General features: G+C 61.9%; 17 protein-coding genes. 10 read left to right on the forward strand and 7 right to left on the reverse strand.

What is annotated here, in order from left to right; genetic code table 11:
* Window positions 1–3 precede the first annotated feature (3 nt).
* From PCS43_RS27990 to lysX, 3 genes are all read right to left on the reverse strand, one after another.
* The gene (locus PCS43_RS27990) at window positions 4–1,413 is read right to left on the reverse strand and encodes a GGDEF domain-containing protein (RefSeq protein ID WP_209910718.1); all 1,410 of its coding nucleotides are present in this window, start codon (window positions 1,411–1,413) and stop codon (window positions 4–6) included.
* 78 nt (window positions 1,414–1,491) lie between these two features.
* Window positions 1,492–2,382: an alpha/beta fold hydrolase gene (locus PCS43_RS27995; RefSeq protein ID WP_081305484.1), complete on the reverse strand. Its 891-nt coding sequence runs from the start codon at window positions 2,380–2,382 to the stop codon at window positions 1,492–1,494.
* A 13-nt stretch (window positions 2,383–2,395) separates the two neighbouring features.
* A complete protein-coding gene (gene lysX, locus PCS43_RS28000) occupies window positions 2,396–5,752 on the reverse strand; it encodes a bifunctional lysylphosphatidylglycerol synthetase/lysine--tRNA ligase LysX (RefSeq protein ID WP_003943575.1) in 3,357 nt (1,118 codons plus the stop codon).
* An 88-nt stretch (window positions 5,753–5,840) separates the two neighbouring features.
* Here lysX and PCS43_RS28005 point away from each other — a divergent pair, with 88 nt between their 5' ends.
* A complete protein-coding gene (locus tag PCS43_RS28005) occupies window positions 5,841–6,068 on the forward strand; it encodes an RNA-binding S4 domain-containing protein (RefSeq protein WP_003943569.1) in 228 nt (75 codons plus the stop codon).
* 15 nt (window positions 6,069–6,083) lie between these two features.
* Here PCS43_RS28005 and rraA read toward each other — a convergent pair whose 3' ends face one another.
* Window positions 6,084–6,560, reverse strand: coding sequence for a ribonuclease E activity regulator RraA (gene rraA, locus PCS43_RS28010; protein WP_003943552.1), 477 nt, complete (start codon window positions 6,558–6,560; stop codon window positions 6,084–6,086).
* 150 nt (window positions 6,561–6,710) lie between these two features.
* Here rraA and PCS43_RS28015 point away from each other — a divergent pair, with 150 nt between their 5' ends.
* The 4 genes from PCS43_RS28015 (at window position 6,711) to PCS43_RS28030 (ending at window position 10,607) form a co-directional block, all read left to right on the forward strand.
* Complete coding sequence (locus PCS43_RS28015; RefSeq protein WP_007735820.1) at window positions 6,711–7,694, forward strand: DUF2332 domain-containing protein; 984 nt, start codon at window positions 6,711–6,713, stop codon at window positions 7,692–7,694.
* A gap of 68 nt (window positions 7,695–7,762) precedes the next feature.
* A complete protein-coding gene (locus PCS43_RS28020) occupies window positions 7,763–9,019 on the forward strand; it encodes an MFS transporter (protein WP_245361516.1) in 1,257 nt (418 codons plus the stop codon).
* Complete coding sequence (locus PCS43_RS28025; protein WP_209910724.1) at window positions 9,016–10,230, forward strand: LLM class flavin-dependent oxidoreductase; 1,215 nt, start codon at window positions 9,016–9,018, stop codon at window positions 10,228–10,230. Before PCS43_RS28020 ends, PCS43_RS28025 begins: the two co-directional genes overlap by 4 nt.
* Entirely contained in the window at window positions 10,227–10,607 is a 381-nt protein-coding gene (locus PCS43_RS28030) for a MerR family transcriptional regulator (RefSeq protein WP_007735825.1), read from the forward strand. The genes PCS43_RS28025 and PCS43_RS28030 overlap by 4 nt, the downstream gene beginning before the upstream one ends.
* A gap of 76 nt (window positions 10,608–10,683) precedes the next feature.
* Here the strand turns inward: PCS43_RS28030 and PCS43_RS28035 are convergent, their stop codons facing one another.
* On the reverse strand, window positions 10,684–11,307 hold the full coding sequence (locus PCS43_RS28035) for a TetR/AcrR family transcriptional regulator (RefSeq protein ID WP_099696863.1): 624 nt from the start codon (window positions 11,305–11,307) through the stop codon (window positions 10,684–10,686).
* Window positions 11,308–11,431: 124 nt separating this feature from the next.
* Here PCS43_RS28035 and PCS43_RS28040 point away from each other — a divergent pair, with 124 nt between their 5' ends.
* From PCS43_RS28040 to PCS43_RS28050, 3 genes are read left to right on the forward strand one after another with little or no spacing between them, the layout of a single operon-like run.
* On the forward strand, window positions 11,432–12,640 hold the full coding sequence (locus tag PCS43_RS28040) for a phosphotransferase family protein (protein ID WP_209910727.1): 1,209 nt from the start codon (window positions 11,432–11,434) through the stop codon (window positions 12,638–12,640).
* Window positions 12,637–13,800 (forward strand): hypothetical protein, encoded by a 1,164-nt coding sequence (locus tag PCS43_RS28045; RefSeq protein WP_003943541.1) that lies wholly within the window; start codon window positions 12,637–12,639, stop codon window positions 13,798–13,800. Before PCS43_RS28040 ends, PCS43_RS28045 begins: the two co-directional genes overlap by 4 nt.
* 51 nt (window positions 13,801–13,851) lie before the next feature.
* Window positions 13,852–14,796 carry a tyrosine-protein phosphatase gene (locus PCS43_RS28050; protein WP_050794040.1) on the forward strand — a complete coding sequence of 315 codons (945 nt, stop codon included), beginning with the start codon at window positions 13,852–13,854 and terminating at the stop codon, window positions 14,794–14,796.
* A 10-nt stretch (window positions 14,797–14,806) separates the two neighbouring features.
* Here PCS43_RS28050 and PCS43_RS28055 read toward each other — a convergent pair whose 3' ends face one another.
* A complete protein-coding gene (locus PCS43_RS28055) occupies window positions 14,807–15,382 on the reverse strand; it encodes a hypothetical protein (RefSeq protein WP_064113858.1) in 576 nt (191 codons plus the stop codon).
* A gap of 148 nt (window positions 15,383–15,530) precedes the next feature.
* Here PCS43_RS28055 and PCS43_RS28060 point away from each other — a divergent pair, with 148 nt between their 5' ends.
* Window positions 15,531–15,989, forward strand: coding sequence for a GNAT family N-acetyltransferase (locus PCS43_RS28060; RefSeq protein ID WP_063315305.1), 459 nt, complete (start codon window positions 15,531–15,533; stop codon window positions 15,987–15,989).
* Between the two features lie 62 nt (window positions 15,990–16,051).
* On the opposite strand, the gene PCS43_RS28065 is transcribed toward PCS43_RS28060, so the two are convergent.
* Window positions 16,052–16,948, reverse strand: a complete 897-nt coding sequence (locus PCS43_RS28065) for an oxygenase MpaB family protein (RefSeq protein ID WP_209910730.1) — start codon at window positions 16,946–16,948, stop codon at window positions 16,052–16,054.
* Window positions 16,949–17,119: 171 nt separating this feature from the next.
* On the opposite strand from PCS43_RS28065, the gene PCS43_RS28070 reads away from it, so the two are divergent.
* Window positions 17,120–17,578, forward strand: coding sequence for a hypothetical protein (locus tag PCS43_RS28070; protein WP_003943607.1), 459 nt, complete (start codon window positions 17,120–17,122; stop codon window positions 17,576–17,578).
* Window positions 17,579–17,719: the final 141 nt, after the last annotated feature.

A 17,719-nucleotide genomic window follows, 5' to 3' on the forward strand; every position in this document is an offset into this window, starting at 1 on the left:
ACGTCACCTTGCCATGTAGAGATCGAACGCCACCACGAGGTTTCGGCCGTCGCGTTTTGCCTGGTACATCGCGTTGTCGGCGATATCGAGCAGAGTCTCCATGCCCGGCATCGCGCGATCGGCCCAGGCGACGCCGATACTGACCGTTCCCGCGAAACCGCGAATGGATCGCGCGTGGGCCTCTTGCGCCTCTCTGATGCGCTCCGCGAGCTGGATGGCTTCCTCGAAGGTGCAGTCGGCGGCGGCGACGGCAAATTCTTCACCACCCAGTCGGCCGGAGAGTCCCAGCCCTTCGGTAGCGGCGAGGAGGGTGTTTCCGAACTGTTCGAGGACGGAATCGCCGGTGAGGTGGCCGAGGTTGTCGTTGATCGATTTGAAGTGGTCGAGATCGAGCATCATGACGGCGATCGGTCGTTGCGCCGCGTGCTGGGCGTCGAGGAGTTCCTGCGATTGGGTCCAGAACGCGTGGCGACTCAGCGTTCCGGTGAGGGCGTCGCATTCGGCGATGCGTTGGAGTTCTCGCTCAGCGCGCCGCTGTGCGCCAGTGGCGACGGCTACGGCGATGGGGGAGAGTGCCATCAAGATGACGGAGATCCGGGTGGTCACCCCCTCACTGAGTAGGTGCACCGGATCTGCCAGTGCCAGACGTCCCTTACCCGCCATGACCAGTGCCCACGCGCTCCATCCGGCTGCCAGGAGCGAAGTGCTGAACAGTGAGACACGCATTGCGCACCACAGGAGCGCCGGCATCGGCAGCAGCAGCGCAAGGGCTCCCTGGACCTCCAGGGCGAGTGGCAGACAGGCCAGGAGAGCGGCCAGAGGTGCCAGGATCTGTACGAGCCGCCTCAAGCGCAGACTCTGCCGCACGGACGGCCCGCAGGTTCTTCGAATGTGTTCGAGCGTCGGTGCCGACAGAACGATCGGCAGCACGATCAGATACGTACACAGGTCGGCGAAGAACCACCCCACCAATTCCGTTGCCGCACCGCTTCCTTCGTGGAGTTGAGTGCGTAGTGCGCTGGCGGACCCAGCCGTGAACGACGCCAGAACCGAGATGAGGAAGATTCTGGCCGTGTACTTCGTCTCGGAGATTTGCCGCGGAAAGCAGCCGAGCAAGTTCGCGGCGATCAATCCTGTCGTGACGCCGACCAGATTGATCGCATTCAGTTCGAAGGCCCTCTGCACGGGGCTTCCGGTCGCAAGATCCGCCGTCAGCAGCGCGGCGCCGCCGACAGCGAGTCCGATCGGCGCAAATGAGCGCGGGTTACGGAGGAGAATGCCCAGAAGGATTGCGTTGGCGGGCCAGAAGGTCGACAGAAAACCGGGCGGACGGGCGGCGATGCCCGCCAGGGCGACAACGAGGATCGCCACGAAAATCAGGCACGAGCGCACCCGACGTGTCGAACGGTCCATGGTCAGCCTGTCGTAGAAAGCAGAAGCTGTCCGAGACTAGCAATGATCCGGCTACTGTCCGAGTTGTAACTTTAAGTGTCATCCCCGACGGTTCGGCTGCGTGAGGCGTCGGATCAAGTTCGCCAACTCCTCGGGCTGATCGATCATGGCGTGGTGATGCGCCGGGCGCAGGACGTGAAAACTCCCACCGAGGTAGGTGGCGAGTTTCTGCTGCTTTGCCATCCAGGCGATGGACCAGGGAGTGGTGTGGCCAGTGTGTGCGGCGACGACGCTGAGGTCGATGTCGGGCAGTGGATGCTTGCTCGAGCGTCGTAAAGCGGTGAGCTCCAGCGCCATATCGGTGTACGCGACGTATTCGATCATCGCCGCTTCCAGATAATGAGGCTCGCGGTAGATCTTCCGGACCCATTCGAGAGTGGCTTCGGACGACCCGCTCGGCGGCACGGACTGGTTGAGGATCTTGCGCGTCGTCGTACCGAGGAGTCGCTGGAGCCCGGTGGTGCTGAACGAAGCCGCGGCGGCCCGGGAGGCGATCAGCAGCAGGTCGCGGGGGAAAAGACGTTTCGGCTCCTTCTCGGCACTGGAATCGAGGAGCAGCATCCCCGCCGCCCGATCGGGGAACAGGCGCGCGAAGCCTTCGACGTAGAAGCCGGCGATGGAGTGGCCGACCACCACGGCCGGACCACTCAGTCCCAGAGTGTCGAGCACGTCGCGGATCCGCTCAGCTTCGCCGCGGACGGTCGGAACTTCGGAAGTAGGCTCGCTGAGCCCGAAGCCCGGGCGATCGAAGCGGACGACGGTGTGGTCCGACTGAAGATGACGCGCGCAGTCATCCCAGTCGAACCAATTGCCCGCCAGCCCACCGCACAGGACCACGACGGGGCCGTCGCCCTCGGCAAGAACATGCAGTCGGCTCTCGCCGACCTGCAAGATCTCGCCCGGTGGTTTCACGTGGAACAATTCCGGCACGCGAGAATCCGGACTACTGACGCGGTTTCGCGAGGGGGAAGGCCAGCGTCTCGCGGATGCTGCCACCCGTGATCAGCATGACGATTCGGTCGACGCCCATCCCGAGACCACCCGTCGGCGGCATCGCGTGTTCGAGGGCTTGGAGGAAGTCTTCGTCCAATTCCATCGCTTCCGGGTCGCCGCCGGCCGCGAGCATCGACTGCTCGGTGAGCCGGTTGCGCTGATCCACAGGGTCGGTCAGCTCGCTGTATGCGGTTCCGAGTTCGACGCCCCACGCCACCAGGTCCCACTTCTCGGCGACGCCGGGGATGCTGCGGTGCGGCCGGGTGAGCGGCGACATCGAGGTGGGGAAGTTGGTGTAGAACGTCGGAAACTCCGTGTAGTCCTCGACCAGATGCTCGTACATTTCCTGCGCGATGGCGCCGGTATCCCAGCTGGACTGGTACGGGATCTCGTTGGCGTCGCACAACTTCTGCAGGTCTTCGAGACTTGTCTCGGGGGAGACGTCGACACCAAGTTTTTCGGCGACGGCGCCGTGCATCGTCTTCACCGGCCACTCACCGGAGATGTCGACCTCGACCAGTTCGCCGTCCGGGCCGGGACGCATGATGATCTCGCGACCGAATGCTGCGACGGCCGCCGCCTGGATCAGCTCGCGGCACATCCGCATCATGCCCTCGTAGTCGCTGTGGGCTTCGTATGCCTCGAGGATCGTGAACTCGGGATTGTGTTTGAAGTCGACGCCCTCGTTGCGGAACACGCGGCCGATCTCGAACACCTTCTCCATACCGGCGACGCACAACCGCTTCAGGTACAGCTCGGGTGCGATGCGGAGATAGAGGTCGAGGTTGTACGCGTTGATGTGTGTCAGGAACGGAGCGGCATTCGCGCCGCCATGCACCTGCTGCAGAATCGGGGTCTCGACTTCGAGGTATCCGCGACCACCGAGTGAATCGCGCAGCGACTTCACGACGGCGCTTCGGGCCTCGAGCAGTTCGCGGGCCTTCGGGTTGAGGGCGATGTCGAGGTACCGCTGGCGGACGCGGGTCTCGGGATCCGAGAGGCCTTTCCACTTGTCCGGCAGCGGGTGCAGGCACTTGCCGTTCATGCGCCACTCGACGGCAATGAGCGACAGCTCGCCCTTGCGGCTGCGCCCGATGGTTCCGCTGACTTCGATCAGGTCACCGAGATCGAACTCGGCAGCGAACTCCGCCAGCTTCTCGCGGCCGACGTTGTCCTGGTCGACCAGGACCTGAATGTCGCCGGACCAGTCGCGCACGTCCGTGAACACCACTCCGCCGTAGTCGCGGACCCGCAGGAGGCGTCCCGCGATTCGCACGCGGGTGCCCTCCGGTGACTTCGCTGCGGCCGCGATCGTGTGCGTCGGTGGATAGGCGACGGGGTAGGCGGCGATCCCTTCGTCGGCCAGTTGCGCGAGCTTGTTCATGCGCACGCGGACCTGCTCGGGTCGACGCGGACCGTTGGTCGTGAACGTCGGCGCCGAGTCCGGCGGGCTGCCGTCGGCGTGCAGTCCTTCGGAAGTCACCAGAGCTGCGGGCACTGCCGCATGCGTACCGGTGTGCTTGACGACCTGGCTGGACTTGCGCCCGAAACTGGGCAGCACCACAAAGCCTTCGGCGATGGCCGACGCGAATCCGACGCGCGGCAGTTCGCGGTTGTCCTCGAAGCAGAGGAAGCGCGGCGCCCAATCCGGCTGGTATTTCACGTTCGAGCGGTACAGCGCTTCGAGCTGCCACCAGCGGGAGAAGAAGACGAGCACCGAGCGCCAGATGCGGAGGATCGGGCCGGCGCCGATGCGCGAACCTTCCTCGAACACCGAGCGGAACACGGCGAAGTTGAGCGAGACTCGCACGACGCCGATCTCGTCCGAACGTGTGGCCAACTCCGAGACCATCAATTCGACGACACCGTTGGGCGCCGTCGGCTTACGGCGCATCAGGTCGAGCGAAACACCGTTCGGTCCCCACGGCACGAGCGAGAGCATGCCGACGACGCTTTCGTCCTCGGTGCCTTCACCCATGACGGCTTCGACGAGGAGGCAGTCGCCGTCGAGGTGATCGCCCAGTCGGCCGAGCGCCATGGAGAAGCCGCGCTCGGTGTCGGTGTCGCGCCAGTCGTCGGCGCGGATGATGACGGCTGCCATGTCCTCGGGCGGGATGTCGCGATGGCGTCGCATCCGCACGGTGACGCCGTGACGCCTCACGCGGGTGACCGCCTGGCGCACCGGGCGCATGTCGCGTCCGTTGAGATTGAACTCGCGGGTGCGCAGGATCGCTTCGTCGCCGAGCTGCAGGACGCTCAGGCCCGCCTTCTTGTATGCCGTCGCCCCGGTTTCGCTGGCGCCCATGACGGCCGTCGCCCAGCCGTACTGCGACGCGAGCCCCTGCCACGCTTCGATGGCGTGCGGCCACGCTTCAGGATCACCGATGGGATCACCACTGGCGAGGCAGACGCCGATCTCGACGCGGTACGTGATCGCGGCCTTGCCGCTCGGCGCGAAGATGACCGCCTTGTCGCGGCGGGTGGCGAAGTAAGCGAGAGAGTCGTCGGCACCGAAGTTCTGGATCAACCCGCGGATCGCGGACTCGTCATTTCCGGTGAGGGCGTTGTTGGAGCGTTGCGCGCGGAAGAGCGTCATGACGGCGGCGAGTAGCGCGATGGCACCGAGGAGACCGAGGACCGTGTTGACGAAGACACGCGGGTGGCCGTCGAACACCTCGTTGTCGACCGAAGCCGCCGCGGTGACGCGGTTCAAGGCCCAGAGGAATCGCTGGTTCTGCGGTAGGTCGCCCGGGAAGAGTTCGACAAGGCCCCAACCGATCACGGTCGCGACAGCCATGCCGCCGATCAGCACGCCGAGTGCTTTCCAGCCGGCGCCGCGGCGTACGCGTGTGTAGAACTCGGGCCTCGCCGCGATGAGGATTCCGATCACGACAAGCAAAACGACAACTGCCACGGCGTTGTTCGGGTTCTTGTCGACGATCGCGGAGGCGATGTTGGTGAGGGTGATCAGTGACAGGTAGATCGTCAACAGCCACCAGGCGATGCGCTTGCGGCTCGCGAGGGCGGCGGCGAGCAGGGCGACGACGAGCGCCCACGACAGGCTCGTATCCGGTGCGTCGAAGTAGTAGCTGTCGATGTATTCGCGTGGGACGCGGAGGATGTGCCGCAGTACCGGCGAGATGCTCCACAGGAACACCAGTACGGAGAAGACTCCGAGGATCAGTCCCGAGATATGGGGAACCTGGCTGAACCGCCCTTTGCGGAATCGACGCGCCTGGCGCGGATTTTCGGGTGGCGATTCCACCAACTCTGCAGTGGTGTCCGATACCTCGGTCAATGGTGCCATCGAGCTTCCTCTCCTACCGGTCGATCAGATCCTCACGCTAAGTGTGGTCTGTCGTGTCCAGTTTTGTGGGAGGAGGAAGATGATTGACATGACCGACAACATTCCAGCAGTACCCATCCGCGACGAAATGATTCGGCTCGGTCAGTTTCTCAAGCTCGCGAACCTCATCGAATCGGGCGCGGAGGCGAAGGAAGTGATCGCCGACGGCATGGTTTCGGTCAACGGTGAGGTCGAAGATCGTCGGGGCCGCCAGCTTCGTGACGGCGATGTCGTCGAGATCGGCGGGATGGCCGCCAAAGTGGAAGCCCCCGCCTGATCCCGCGACTTCTGACTAGCTCTCGCGAACGACGACGCCGTCCTGGTCGCTGTAAACGATCTCGCCGGGGTTGAAGGTGACTCCGCCGATTTCGATCGGCACGTTCTTCTCGCCCGAACCGGTTTGCGTGCTCTTGCGCGGGTTGGTGCCCAAAGCCTTGACGCCGATGTCGAGGGTGCGCAGGATCGCGGAGTCGCGGACGGCTCCGTTGACGATGACGCCGGCCCAGCCGTTGTCGACGCCGCGGCCGGCAATGATGTCGCCGACCAGAGCGGTGTGGATACTCGCGTCACCGTCGACGACGAGGACTCCGCCGTTGCCGGGTTCGCTGAGGGTCTGCTTCACGAGCAGGTTGTCCTGGAAGCACTTGATGGTGGTGATGGGGCCGGCAAAGACTTCACGTCCACCGAACTGGGTGAACTGCGTGTCGCAGCTACGGATGTCGGGTCCGATCTCGTCGGCAAGGTCAGCGGTCGCTACAGGCTCGGTCATGCCCCACAGGATAGTCGGCGGGGCTCGGGCCTAGTGGGCCTCGGGGAGGGTTCTCAGGCGAGTACGCCTGACGTGGGGGACGTCTGCGAGTTACGCGACGGCCTGATCGAAAACCTTTCAGCACCACGCGCCATCCGGTAAACATCGACGGTGGACACTTCGCGTTGGTACCGATCATTCGCAGAAGTGGAGGCTCGAGGGAACTCCGCGATCTACGAGGAATGGGGCACCGGCGTATCGGAGGATCCAGCAGTCCTCGCTCTGATAGATCGGCTTCCAGAACCCCGCAGGCAACCCAACCTGATATTCGGGGCCTGCCGTCACCTCGGTGCCCCGGTCGCGCCGTATGCGTTGTTTCGCCGGTGGCTGAGCGACAACTGGTCCGAGGTGGAACAACTCGCGCAGACCAGGACTACACAGACGAATGAAGCTGGCCGCTCTGCCGTGTTGCTTCCCGTCCTCGGGTTGTTGAAGGGCCCGCTCTCCCTCATCGAAGTCGGTGCTTCGGCGGGCCTGTGCCTTTACCCTGACCGCTACAGCTTTCTCTACGACGGCACAAAGTATCTGCATCCAGTCGATGGTCCGTCCACCGTTCTGCTGGAGTGTGCGACGACTGGCAGTCCGCCGATTCCGGAGAGAGTCCCAGACGTGGTGTACCGGGCGGGCATCGACCTGAACCCACTCGATGTAGGCGACACCGACGACATGAGATGGTTGGAGAGTCTTGTGTGGCCGGAACAGGACCACCGCCGGCGGCGATTGCGCGACGCAGCGGCACTCGCTCGTGTGGATCCGCCTCATCTGGTTCGCGGAGATCTCACGTCGGCTGTTGCCGATCTCGTCGAACGTGCGCCACGGGAAACAACGATCGTGGTCTTTCACAGTGCGGTACTCAACTATCTGATCCCGACTGCCAGAGATGAATTCGCAGAAGCTGTTCACGCTTTGCCATGTCGCTGGATAGCGAACGAAGGTCTCGGGGTTTTGCCCGAAGTCGATGCCAAGTTGACGGCATCACCAGAGGTGCGCCGTGGGAAGTTTGTTGTTTCTCTTGACGGCACACCTCACGGGCTGGCCGGTGGACATGGGCAGTTCCTCGACTGGATAGACCAAACCTGCACGGCATCAGATTGATTGATTCGGGGTTCGATCTTCGCAGAGGGCTTGACCTTCACATTGATGTGAAGGTTGACAATCGTTTCATGGCAGACGACATCGATTCAGAACACCACACATCAGGAGCGAAACAGTTTCTTGCGGAACAGGATCGCAGGGACGCACTCCCACTCGTTCCCCTCCTGGCGTTGTTCGCGTCCGTCTTTATCACCAGCCTGACGGAGACCCTCCCAGCGGGAGTGTTGCCGGCAATGAGTGAAGGCCTCGATGTCAGTGAATCAGCCGCCGGGCAGACGATCATGATCTACGCGCTGGGGACGGCCCTGACGACAATACCCCTCGTCGCAGTGACAGCGTCGTGGTCGCGAAAGGTGTTACTGCTGAACTCGATTCTCGGGTTTGCATTCGCCAACACGGTCACTGCATTTTCTTCCGACTACCTTCTGACGATGACCGCCCGGTTCATTGCGGGAGTTGCTGCAGGTATCGCCTGGGCATTGCTCGCCGGATACGCCAGAAGTCTTGCCCCGAAACATCTCGAGGGTCGCGCCATCGCGTTCGCGATGGCCGGAATTCCGCTCGCTCTCGCGCTCGGCGTTCCGTTCGGGACATACTTGGGCAACGCTACCGGGTGGCGGGCACCGTTCTACCTCATGTCGATACTGGCTGTTGCGCTTCTCGTTGCAATCGCGGTGTCGGTTCCCGATCGTCCAGGTCGGCCCCGCGGCCGTAAACGGCGAAGCATGCTCGAGGCGGCACGCATTCCTGGTGTCGACGCAGTTCTGATCGTGACGTTCATCGTCGTGTTGGGTCACACCATCCTGTATGCGTACATCGCTCCGTTTCTCGAATCGATAGGAATGGGAGACGACAACGACCTCGTTCTGTTGACCTTCGGAGTGGCATGTCTAATCAGCATTGTTGTTGTGGGCAAACAAATCTACGCACGACTACGGACTTTTGCTCTTGTCGGCGCCGTCCTGATTTCAGTCGCCGCAACCGCACTGGCAGTCACCACTGAGGATGCGCTGCTCGTCTACATAGCAGCTGCCGTATGGGGATTGGGGTGGGGCGGAATTCCGACTCTGTTGCAAACCTCAGCAGCGGTTGCTGCGGGCTCACACGCAGACGAGGCTCAGGCGGTTCTCACGACGCTGTGGAACGCTGCCATGGCAGCAGGTGCAGTGATGGGTGGAGTTCTCTTGTCTCTCAACGGTGCTCGATCTCTCCCGTGGTGGACGGTAGCACTCGCGCTGCTATCCGTGGTGATCATGTGGACCGCCCGCGGAGACGGGTTTCGATCTCCGGCCCAAATCCATCAGGAAGGTCAGGCACACGCATGAACACAACGCCGTCGATCCATCGGTCACCGATCATCGGCATCGCGCTGGAACCAGCCGGCTGGCATCCAGCGGCCTGGCGATTGCAGGGAATTGCCCCCGCCGAACTCTTCAGTGCTCGTTACTGGTCGGAGTTGTTGCGCGACATTGACTCATCTGTTGTCGATTTTGTCACTTTCGAAGAATCGATTGGGTTGCAGTCGTCGGACTTCAGGAGAATCGATGACAAGGAAGACCAGGTTCGTGGTCGGTTGTCGCCGGTAGCGCTGACGGCACTGGCTGTTTTCGAGACGCAGAGACTCGGCGTGATCGCCACGAGAAATCTGACTCACAGTGAGCCATACAGTATCGCCACCGAAATCGCATCGCTCAATCTCTTGAGCGGGGGCCGAGTCGGCCTCCGTGCCCAGGTCACTTCGCGAAGCATCGACAGACGTCATTTCGTTCGCCCGCAACCGGTGCCGGAGCTGAGAGAGTCCGACATCTACTTCCCTGAACGGATTGGAACCAGACTCGAACCGGTCTTCTCGAGCGCAACCGAGTCGATCGAAATACTCCGAGGATTGTGGTCGACCTGGTCGGAAGGCGCACTCCAAGAAGGCGCCGATGGCCGATTTGTCGATATCGACAAGATCTCTGACAAGTTGATTGTGACAAAGACTTTCGAGGTCGCCGGACCACTCGCCACCCCTGTCGTCGAAGGCTTGAAGCCTGTCGTTCTCGCGCTCGCACATCACGCCCAAGTTCCTTATCGGTTGGCGGTTGCGTCGGCTGATGCCATCCTGGTGACACCCACTCCGAGTGCTAATGGCGTCACCATCGGCGATGTACTCGACGCCGTCAACGCTGAATGTGATGCAGTGCGAAGAAATTTGATCGATGAGCCGCTCGCGATCCTGGTGGATCTCGTGGTTTTCCTCGGCAAGACCCACTTCGAGGCTGTACAGCAGAAGCGTGCCCTCGACGAGCTGTCAGGCGCACCGTACTCGTCTGACACCGACATCTTTGTCGGTTCGGTAGATGAGCTGATCCACCGGATCGACGAACTCGTATCCGCTGGCGCACACGGTGTGCGACTGCGGCCGGCGGTCAACGGCCGGGACATCCCACTTGTCCTCGAACAGCTTGCCGCTGTCTTCGGGGCGAGCACCCGGGTGAGCACGTTGAGAGAGCGACTCCAGGCAGCGTCGCTCGAAACATCGGCGGCCAAATGAAGATCGGCGAGCTGTCAGAAGCGACACGGGTGTCCCGCCGCCTCTTGCGGTACTACGAGGAACAGAGCTTGATTGCTCCGAGACGATCCGAAAACAGTTACCGAGACTACGACGAACGAATGGTTGACAGGGTATTTCAGATACGTGGGTTGTTGGACATGGGTTTCCCGACGCGGGTGATCCGGCAGATCCTTCCTTGCCTGGACCAAGAACGCGTCATTCACATGAGCGATGTGACACCGGAGATGCTGTCGATGCTCGAGGCGGAGGCGTCGGGACTTGACGAGAAGATCAGCTTTCTTGTGAAAAACCGCGACGCCATCCGTGAATACATCGCAGAAGTGAGGCAGCGACAGACTGTCCCACTCGATGGATGAACACTGAGCGAGCTGCCGGTTGGTTCAGAGCATGCCTATGCCCATCGTGCCGCGTATGGCAGCGCAAACCAGCGGTTCAGTGAGCCTCGGGGAGTATGCCGTTCAGCACTATGTCGGCAAGAGAATCGGCAAACGGTCCCGGGTCCGAGACGTCACGAACCGACAGCGCGAAGATGGCCGCGCCCGCCATGATGTCGAGAAGAGCGTCGGCGTCGACGCCGCTTCGGATGTCGCCGCGCTCTCTCGCCGCCTCGAGTCGACGGTTCAGCTCGACGCGGACTCCGGCCAGTTGCCGCACCACGAGAACGTCGCGTAATTCCGCGTTTGTTCGCACTTCGCTCATCAATCCGGGAGCAGCGGCTCGTGTGGCGGGAGCTGCGAACAGAGCAACCGCGCCGTGCACCAGCGCGCGGATCTGATCCGCGATCGTGCCCTCGGTGCCGAGTTCGGTGTCGATGTCCGCGCCCTGTTCGACGTCGAGTACGGGATAGATCGCGTCGTTGACGATGTGTGCCTTCGACGGCCACCGACGGTAGATGGCAGGACGCCCCACTCCGGCACGCGTGGCTATGGCGTCGATGGACGTGCCCGCATACCCCTTTTCTTCCAACAGTTGCCTGGTCGCGTCCAGTACTGCGTCGTCGATTGCAGGGTTTCGTTGCGGGCCCAGGCGGTGCTGAGTTTCGGAATCTTTGGACATTTTGGGCAAATCCCTTGCGGTATCGCTGTGATGGCCGTTACATTCTGTCACGGCTTTAGTCGATACATATTGTATCGACAATCGGCACGTGCGCATCGGCGCCACCGAACCACGAGGAGTGGTGATGAACCTTCGAACCGAAACAGAAAACTCCGGCGAAGATCCCGACTACGCCGAATTTGCCAGGCCCGGCGAATCCCGCAACGACCCGGCGGACATGCGGCGCAGCCTCGAAGGCTGGCTCGCAACCGTGCTGTGGCGAGGCTCGAAACCTTCGGTGACTTCGGTCGAGGTGCCGGCCGCGAACGGCATGTCCAACGAGACTGTGCTTTTCGATGCGACGTGGATCGAGGACGGGATTCGAGCCGTGCATCGCCTGGTCGCCCGTATCGCCCCGCGGGACAGTGCGGTACCGATCTTTCCGTCTTACAACCTGGACCAGCAGTTTCGGGTCATGAGTGCCGTCGCCGCTCACACGTCGGTGCCGATCCCGCGGGTGTACTGGTCCGAGAGCAACCCGGACGCGCTCGGCGGCGAGTTCTTCGTGATGGAACGGCGCGAGGGCGAAATCCCGCCCGATGTCATGCCGTACACGTTCGGATCCTGGCTCTCGGAAGCTTCGGCCGACGACTGTTCTCGACTCCAGCAGTCATCGGTCCGGGTGCTCGCCGAGCTACACGCTATGGCCGATCCGCACCTCGCACTCCCCGAGTTGTGCCGCGAGGGTGCCGAACCGACTGGGGCAGAAGCGCTTCGCGCGCACCTCGAGGACCAGCGACGCTACTACGAGTGGGCAACAGCCGACGGACCAGGATCTCCTTTGATCGAGCGCGGTTTCGACTGGATCGAAGCGAACTTTCCCGTCGATGCCGGTTCCGCAGTGCTCTGCTGGGGTGACTCGCGGATCGGAAATGTCATCTACCGCGACTTCGAGCCGGCGGCGGTCCTCGATTGGGAGATGGCCACACTGGGGCCGCGTGAGCTGGACCTCGGCTGGATGATCTTCCAGCACAGGTTCTTCGAGGATCTCGCTGCCATGGCAGGACTCCCCGGAATGCCGGACTTCCTTCGTCGCGAGGACGTGGCAGAGGCCTACGGCTCGCTTTCCGGCCACCAGGTTGCGGATCTAGATTTCTACATCGTGTACGCCGCGCTGCGGCATGCGGTGATCATGTTCCGAGTCCAAAGCCGCGCAGTGGCTTTCGGTCAGGCCGAATTCCCCGACAACCCGGACGAGATGATCTTGCACCACAAGACACTCGAAGCCATGCTCGACGGCACCTACTGGGAGTCGCTCGCAACATCCCCGCTCACAACAGGAGATGCACGATGACACTGTCCCCGCTCGACGACTACCCGGTACATCAGATCGCCGAGACCATCCGCCACGTGGGCACCTCGGATCGAAACTTCTACGACCGTTACTACTTCAACTGCCATGCAGGCGTCGACGGCGACACCGAGCCACTGTTTCTCATCATCGGTCTCGGTCAGTACCCCAATCTTGGTGTATGCGACGGCTTTGCGGTTCTTCGGCGCGGCGAAGACCATATTGTCTTCCGGGCATCCCGAGCCTTGGGTGACGATCGTATGGACCTGTCAGTAGGCCCGCTGCGAATCGAAATCATCGAGGGTCTGCACCGCCTACGTGTGGTGTTGGACCCGAGTCCCGAAGCGCCGGACCTGAGCTTCGACCTCACCTTCGAGTCCGACGGCCCCGCCAATCTCGAGGCCAGACATTTCCATCGCCAGCTCGAACGAGTCACCTTCGACACGCAACGATTCGTGCAGACCGGAACATGGTCCGGATCCCTGACCGTCGACGGCGACGTCATCCCGGTCACCCCGGAGACGTGGCGGGGTAATCGCGATCGGTCCTGGGGTGTGCGACCGGTCGGCGAAGCGGAACCGCCTGGACGCAAGGCAGATCCGGCGATAGCCGGCAGTCAGAACTTCTTCTGGATTTACTCGATCATGCAATTCGGCGACTTCACCATCGTCACGATCGTTCAAGAAGATCAGCAGGGACGCCGAATCCTCGAAGATGCGACTCGCGTCTGGGCGGACCGCTCGCGCGAGCCGGAGTGGTTGGGTCGACCGGACCACCAGCTCACGTTCATTTCCGGTACTCGCGAGGTGAAGAGCGGAACTCTGTACTTCCGGCGCCCCGGTGCACCAGGCGAATCCGACCACATCCTGGAGATCACCTGCGAACCGATACTGCCCAACTACATCGGTGTCGGCACGGGCTACGGACTCGAGCAGGATTGGCGCCACGGGATGTGGCAGGGCGAACTGGTGGTTCAAGGCCTGCGGGAAAAGGTTTCGGACATCGAATCGTGGAAGAAGATGCTGTGCCCGGTCGACAACCTGGCTCGGTTCACCCTCGTCGAGGACGGCGTAACCCGCACCGGGACAGGCCTGTTCGAGGTAGCAGTCATCGGACCTCACCAGCGATACGGATTTACCGGCATCGGTGATGTCGCTCCGTAACTCCAGATCACCACACCACAAATCCCAAACTGCAGAGAGAGGCACTGCCACATGTCCACACGCACACGAATGTTGTTCGCTCGCACTGCAAAGGCCGCCGCATTAGTTGTTACAGGTGGTCTGATGTTTGCTGCTCCCGCCACGGCAATCCCGCTCGACCTGGGCTCTCTCAACACAGGCTCGCTTGGAGCGGTCGATCTCGGCTCGCTCGATCCTGTCCTCGCGCCGACACCGAATTTGGCCTCCGTGGCCAACTTTCGCGACGTTGCCGGCAACGACGGTAGGGGATACGCCACCGTCGACGGCTCACACCTCAAGCGCGGCGTCATCTACCGGTCCAATGCGCTGACCGCTACCACCGACGCAGACAAGACGACACTCACCGGCCTCGGGCTTGCCGACGCCTATGACCTGCGCGGCGCAACCGAGATCTCCAACCCGTTCATCGGTGGCGCGGACAAACTCCCGGACGGTGTGACGTACACGAACATCCCCATCGAGTTCAAGGATCTCACCCAGCTCGCGACGACGATCAAGTCGCCGGAGGAGGCCAAGCAGTTCTTGGTCGACACCAACCGCAGTTTTGTCACCGATCCCGTTCGCCGTGCCGGCTTCAAGCAGGTCCTCTCGGACATCGCTGCGAGTGACGGGGTGCAGTTGTTCCATTGCACCTCAGGCAAGGACCGCACGGGTTGGACCGCGATGTTGCTGCAGTCCATCGCCGGTGTCCCCGCCCAGACGATCATGGACGACTATCTGTTGAGCAACACCTACCTTCAGGCGACCAACGAGAAGATCCTTGCGCAGATCTCTCAGGCCCTGAGCCCGCAGGTGGCGACCAATCTCGAGCCGGCCCTCGGTGTCGACGCTTCGTACCTGGAAGCTGGACTCGCGCAGGTAGCCAGCGATTACGGAACCGTCGACGGTTATCTCACCGAAGGTCTCGGACTCACTGCGGACACGATCGCGCTTCTGAAGGCCAAGCTGGTCGGCTAGTTTCTCGCTGCTAAAACGCTTGAACGAACGAGTACCAGTCGCCGTCGAACTCCTGGTATCCGATCTCGCCGTCGCGGCGGGGCTTGCCGAGATATGGTGCGCCGTCAGGTAAGTACGCCAATCCGATCGAATCGATTAGACCACCCTCGATGTGGAAGCGGCACCCGTTGCCGACGGGCCAGACCTGCAGGACCCGGTAGACGCCAATTGTTCGGTTTTCCAACGACTTCTGGCAATCCGCGGCCACTGCTTCGAGCGAATCTTTCGACAATGCAAACGCAACATGCGAAGGGACGGACAAGGTCACGAGCGCACCGGTGACGAGCACGATCACCGGCGCGATCGTGCTCAAACGCAGAGTTTTGTACTTCATCCAGCCAATCAGGCTGAGTATCAACCACACTCCGCCCAAACCGAGCAGTACTGAGGCTGCGAGCGCAAAGAACGGAAAGTACACAACCGGCGGCATGAAGGACCACACGATGACGCCGCATGTGAGAGTGACAAGCACTGCGGTGACAATCGCTGTCACCTTCCACCAGGATGCCGGACCTCCACGCTCAGTTGTCGGATCACCGTCAGTCATCGGACAACCCTTGCACACCGCAGTAACTGCGGAGCGGCAACGAACGGAATCGTCCACTGATATACGTCGGGGTCGTCGTGCGTAGATCCGCGAATTGAACATTTTCGGCGCCAGCCAGTCCTCTAATGTCTGAGGGTATGGTCGGATTGTGAACCAGGATCTGATCATTCGCCGCTACCAGCCCTCGGATGAGGACGTGGTCGTCGACCTGTGGTCGCGCGCTGCCCGTGAAGCCCATCCGTTCCTTGCGGGTGAGGGGACGGGCGAACGCGAGCAGAAGATGCGAGAGGTCTATCTGATTCAGGCCGACAATTGGGTCGCTGAGCACAACTCCGCTGTCGTTGGACTGTTGGGAATGATCGGCTCCGAAATCGGGGGACTGTTCGTCGCGCCGGCGTCACAAGGGTTGGGCGTCGGGCGGGCGTTGGTCGAACACGCCACAACCATGCACGGCGAGGTGACACTGGAGGTCTACACGCTCAACGATCGCGCCCGCAGGTTCTATGCGCTGATGGAGTTCGAAGAAGAGGGGCGTCGACACGACGCCGAGACGAACCATGAATTGATCACCCTTCGTCGTACTGGTCGCGACTCCTCCCTCATCTAGGCATGAGAAACGCGAATCAGCCCGGGTGCCAGGAGTTCCACCACTCCACGATGGGAACCTGCTTACGCTTGGGCCTGCTGGTCTGCCTGCAGGTGCTTGACCGGGCATCCCGTGGGGAAGGTGCCGAGGTCTTCGACCTTGTAACCGTTCGGGTAGCTGCGGATGTTGGGCAGCTCGCGGGCGAATTTCCGCTTCGTACGCACGGGGAAGAACCGCAGCAGGCGCGCGCGGACCTTCAGCGCACCGCGTGAGACGACGCGCATCGCAGTGCTCGGGTGCTTGAAGTGGAAGGCGTCGAGTAGGTGATCGTCCATGAGCGCGAAGGCGAATCCCTTGACCAGAGCCTTCGGTGCCAGGTTGTTGGGCGGGAAGGTGCACATCAGGTCGAGGGTGGAATCAGCGACGGCTCGGGCGCCGGGATCGAATGAAAAGTGTTCGCGCTCATAGTCGTCGAGAAGTTTGACGAAGCCCTCGTAGGTGTCCGGCGTGTCTTTGATGTTCATGTACCGACCCAGGTGGCGGTAATAATTCGTCGACCCGACGATCTCGTTGTCGGTCATCTTCCGCCAGCCGTACTCGTCGAGCCATCTGACCGGCGTGACGACGAAGGTGGCCAGGACATAGAGCATGTCGTCGTTGGAGATGTCGTACGAGCCGTGCATCTGATTCATTCGACGCACGCTCTTGCGGCCTTCGGTGCTGCTGAGGCCGTGCTCGAGGATGGCGTCGAGGATCAGGCTGGTGTCGTCGTAGCGCTTCTGAACCTTGTCGGTGAACTCGCCCGTGGAGAAGAGGAGCTTGCCGATCGAGGGGACAGCGTATGTACGAAACAGTGCGAAGCTGAGCGCCTGATTGATGTCCCAGGGAAACTCTTGCGCCGCGAGAATGCGCGACATCTCTTCGTAATCGGTTTCGGGATCGAGTTGATCCGTGCGACTGCGGAGGTCGTAGCGCTTCATCTGAACACTCCCTGGGACTGGTCTGCGCGCGGCAGAGATAGGTGTGAGCTGCACCACCGACTGTAGTTCTGACAACACGCGTTGTCTAGGGGGTGTGAATAGTCGTCTTTCCTTCGTTTCGGGCGTTGTACCAGGGGTATCCGGAAAGTGTTGTCGACCCGAGGAGCAGCTATGAGCGTCACACGCACGGCCGGGGTTTTTGCGGCCATCGGACTACCGATTGCCGCGAGCGTCATGTTCGCCGGAGTCGCCTCGGCTGATCCGCCCCACCCTTTCGGCGGCGCCGCCGTCACTATCGGGTGTCCGAATCAGGGGTCGCTGGCCTCGTTGACCGGGCTCACCGGCCAGTCCGGGCCAGAATCCAATCCGCCCATCGCCAAGGGTGACATTCGCTTCGATTCGTTCCCGGCCGCTGCACCCATCCCGGCGGCGGGTCAGGTGACTGTTGCGTGGGTCAACACCGACACGGGCAAGTCCGGAATCGTCGACCTGGTCGGTACCTATCCGTACCTGTCCGCGACGGTGAACACCGGCGTCGGCAATGTCGTTGCGACGGCGTTCGGTTCGATCAACTGGGGCAGTAGTCCCATCTGCCAGTCGAATCCGACGATCGGCAGGTTCATAGCCTGATCTTGAGCCTGATCGTCACAGCCTGGACGGGCACAGGGTTGGCGGTATCGCGTGATTATCTGTCATCTCGGAGATACCGCCGGGTCCGTCCCATCCCATATTCTGAAACATGTTAGGTGAAAGCATATTTCAGGGATGGAA

The organism is Rhodococcus sp. C-2, assembly GCF_027854095.1.
Taxonomy (GTDB): Bacteria; Actinomycetota; Actinomycetes; order Mycobacteriales; family Mycobacteriaceae; genus Rhodococcus_F; species Rhodococcus_F qingshengii.

Coding starts and splice junctions, on each gene's coding strand:
- PCS43_RS28020 (WP_245361516.1), top strand. CDS start 7,763: ATGGCAGACGACATCGATTCAGAACACCACACATCAGGAGCGAAACAG.
- PCS43_RS28040 (WP_209910727.1), top strand. CDS start 11,432: ATGAACCTTCGAACCGAAACAGAAAACTCCGGCGAAGATCCCGACTAC.
- PCS43_RS28050 (WP_050794040.1), top strand. CDS start 13,852: ATGTCCACACGCACACGAATGTTGTTCGCTCGCACTGCAAAGGCCGCC.
- PCS43_RS28045 (WP_003943541.1), top strand. CDS start 12,637: ATGACACTGTCCCCGCTCGACGACTACCCGGTACATCAGATCGCCGAG.
- PCS43_RS28005 (WP_003943569.1), top strand. CDS start 5,841: ATGACCGACAACATTCCAGCAGTACCCATCCGCGACGAAATGATTCGG.
- PCS43_RS28065 (WP_209910730.1), bottom strand. CDS start 16,948: ATGAAGCGCTACGACCTCCGCAGTCGCACGGATCAACTCGATCCCGAA.
- lysX (WP_003943575.1), bottom strand. CDS start 5,752: ATGGCACCATTGACCGAGGTATCGGACACCACTGCAGAGTTGGTGGAA.
- PCS43_RS28025 (WP_209910724.1), top strand. CDS start 9,016: ATGAACACAACGCCGTCGATCCATCGGTCACCGATCATCGGCATCGCG.
- rraA (WP_003943552.1), bottom strand. CDS start 6,560: ATGACCGAGCCTGTAGCGACCGCTGACCTTGCCGACGAGATCGGACCC.
- PCS43_RS28055 (WP_064113858.1), bottom strand. CDS start 15,382: ATGACTGACGGTGATCCGACAACTGAGCGTGGAGGTCCGGCATCCTGG.
- PCS43_RS28030 (WP_007735825.1), top strand. CDS start 10,227: ATGAAGATCGGCGAGCTGTCAGAAGCGACACGGGTGTCCCGCCGCCTC.
- PCS43_RS27990 (WP_209910718.1), bottom strand. CDS start 1,413: ATGGACCGTTCGACACGTCGGGTGCGCTCGTGCCTGATTTTCGTGGCG.
- PCS43_RS28035 (WP_099696863.1), bottom strand. CDS start 11,307: ATGTCCAAAGATTCCGAAACTCAGCACCGCCTGGGCCCGCAACGAAAC.
- PCS43_RS28070 (WP_003943607.1), top strand. CDS start 17,120: ATGAGCGTCACACGCACGGCCGGGGTTTTTGCGGCCATCGGACTACCG.